The sequence below is a fragment of the Cellulomonas sp. P4_B5_2 genome (genome assembly GCF_056402235.1).
Genome location: NZ_JBFUHU010000442.1, coordinates 1 through 2,373, shown reverse-complemented (window position 1 = coordinate 2,373; position 2,373 = coordinate 1). Strand labels below are relative to the sequence as shown.

3 protein-coding genes are annotated in these 2,373 nt (G+C 75.4%); 2 read left to right on the top strand and 1 reads right to left on the bottom strand.

All coding sequences use genetic code 11. The features are described 5' to 3' along the window. The coding region (locus AC1DUQ_RS20855; protein WP_477074529.1) for a glutamyl-tRNA reductase at positions 1-1,108 on the bottom strand (1,108 nt) is incomplete at its 3' end. Positions 1,109-1,154: 46 nt separating this feature from the next. Here AC1DUQ_RS20855 and hemE point away from each other — a divergent pair. Together hemE and AC1DUQ_RS20845 are read left to right on the top strand one after the other, a co-directional pair. Further along, positions 1,155-2,219, top strand: coding sequence for a uroporphyrinogen decarboxylase (gene hemE / locus AC1DUQ_RS20850; RefSeq protein ID WP_477059372.1), 1,065 nt, complete (start codon positions 1,155-1,157; stop codon positions 2,217-2,219). Beyond that, positions 2,219-2,373, top strand: a 155-nt coding sequence (locus AC1DUQ_RS20845) for an FAD-dependent oxidoreductase (RefSeq protein WP_477074530.1), incomplete at its 3' end; no start/stop codon positions are given. The genes hemE and AC1DUQ_RS20845, both read left to right, overlap by 1 nt.

Genomic DNA, 2,373 nt, shown 5'->3' with positions numbered 1-2,373 from the left:
GCTCCGCACGCTCGTCGCGGAGCTCGGCGGGCAACGCGCTCAGGCCGGCCTCGAGACCGCCCAGCACGCGGGTCCGCTCCGCGACCACGGCCGGGTTCCAGTCGCGCACCCGCCGGTCGGCCTCGTACGCCTCGGCGGCCGCCTCGACGACCTCGTGCGCGGCACGCACGGCGGCGTGCTCGGCCGGGGCGTGCTCGGCGACGGTGTGCAGGCTGACGAGCCGGACGCCGGGCAGCGTGCGGACGCCGGGGTCGACGTCGTGCCGGAGCGCGAGGTCCACCACGGTGAGCGAGGCAGGCGTCCCGACGCGCGCGGCGGCGAGCGCGTCGACCCCGAGCACGGCACCCGCGGCCCCGCTGCACGCGACCACGAGGTCCACGTCGGACACCTCGGCCGCGAGGTCGGCCGACGCGGGCAGCGACCGGACGCCGCGGGCGGCCGCGAACGAGCCGGCGCGGCCGGAGGCGGAGTAGACCCGGATGTCGCGCGCGCCGCGGGCCTTGAGGGCGGCCAGGGAGGCTCCCGCWTAGGAGCCGGTGCCGATGAGGACGCAGCGCACCGCGGACCAGTCGGGCAGGTGCTGCTCGGCGATGTCGAGCGCGACGCCGACCACCGAGCGGCCGGTGGCGCCGAGGCCGGTGCGGCTCTCGACGGTGCGCGAGACGCGCGAGGCCGCCTGGAACAGGGACTCGAGGCCGGAGGTGGTGGTGTGGTCACGGCGGGCGCTGGTCAGCGCGCGGCGGACCTGTCCGGCGATCTCCCGCTCGCCGACCACCATGGAGTCGAGGCCGCTGGCGACGGAGAACAGGTGGGCGGCGGCGTCGGTGCCGGTGCGCACGCGGAGGTGTCCGGAGACCTGCCCGGCGGTGTAGCCGGAGCGACCGGCCACGGCGACGGCGGCCGTGTCGAGAGCGGCCGGGGTGTCGGCCGCGTCGTCGACCTCCAGGTACAGCTCGAACCGGTTGCACGTCGCCAGGACGACGGCACCGGACACGGACGCGACCGAGCCCACGAGCTCGGACGCGACGGCCTGCACGTCCGACGAGAGACGTTCCAGCACATCGAGGTCGAGGTCGTGGTGGCTGGCAGCAAGGGACAGCAGCACCACGTCCCCGAGTTAATCATCTCGACAATTGTCCGGCACAATCGAACCCGTGATCCTTCCTTCCTCGCACCCCCTCGTCGACGGCCGGACGGAGAATTCTTCGCTCGTGCGCGCCTATTCCGGCGAGCGGCCTGCGCGTCGGCCGGTCTGGTTCATGCGACAGGCCGGACGGTCCCTGCCCGAGTACCGCGAGGCGCGCGTCGGCACGGCCATGCTCGACGCCTGCCTGGACCCGGCGCTGGCCAGCGAGATCACCCTCCAGCCGGTGCGCCGGCACGACGTGGACGCGGCGATCTTCTTCTCGGACATCGTCGTGCCCCTCAAGCTCGCGGGCGTCGACGTGGAGATCAAGCCCGGCGTCGGACCGGTGATGGGCGCCGCGGTCCGGACGGCCGACGACGTCGCGCGCCTGCGCGACCTCGGCCCGCTGACCCCGCAGGCGCTCCAGCCGGTCTCGGACGGCGTCGCGCTCACGGTCGCGGCCCTCGGCTCCACACCCCTCATCGGCTTCGCGGGCGCACCCTTCACGCTCGCCGCGTACCTGGTCGAGGGCGGGCCGTCCCGCGACCACCTGGCCGCCCGCACCCTCATGCACGCCGACCCCGCCACGTGGACCGCGCTCACCGAGTGGGCCGCGGACGTGACCGGGGCGTTCCTGCGCGCGCAGGTGCTGGCCGGCGCCAGCGCGACCCAGCTCTTCGACTCGTGGGCGGGCTCGCTGGGCCTGGCCGACTACACGGCCCACGTCGCGCCGGCGTCGGCCCGCGCGCTGAGCCACGTGCAGGACCTGGGCGTGAAGAAGGTCCACTTCGGCACCGGCACCAGCGAGCTGCTCGGCGCCATGCGGGACGTGGGCGCGGACGTCATCGGCGTCGACTACCGCCTGCCGCTGGACGAGGCGAACCGACGGCTCGGCGGCACCACGCCGCTGCAGGGGAACATCGACCCGGCGCTGCTGGCCGCTCCCTGGCCGGTGCTGGAGGCGCACGTCCGCGACGTCGTGACGCGCGGGTCGGTGGCGCCCGGGCACGTGGTGAACCTGGGCCACGGGGTGCCGCCGGAGACCGATCCGACCGTCCTGACGCGGGTCGCCCAGCTGGTCCACGACATCTGATGACCTGGGACGCGGTCGTCGTCGGCGGCGGGATCGCGGGGCTAGTCGCCGCGCGGGAGCTGGCCCACGAAGGCCTGCGGACCCTCGTGCTCGAGGGCCGGGACGCACCCGGCGGGGCGGTCCGCGGGCACACGGTCGCCGGGCTGCGGCTCGA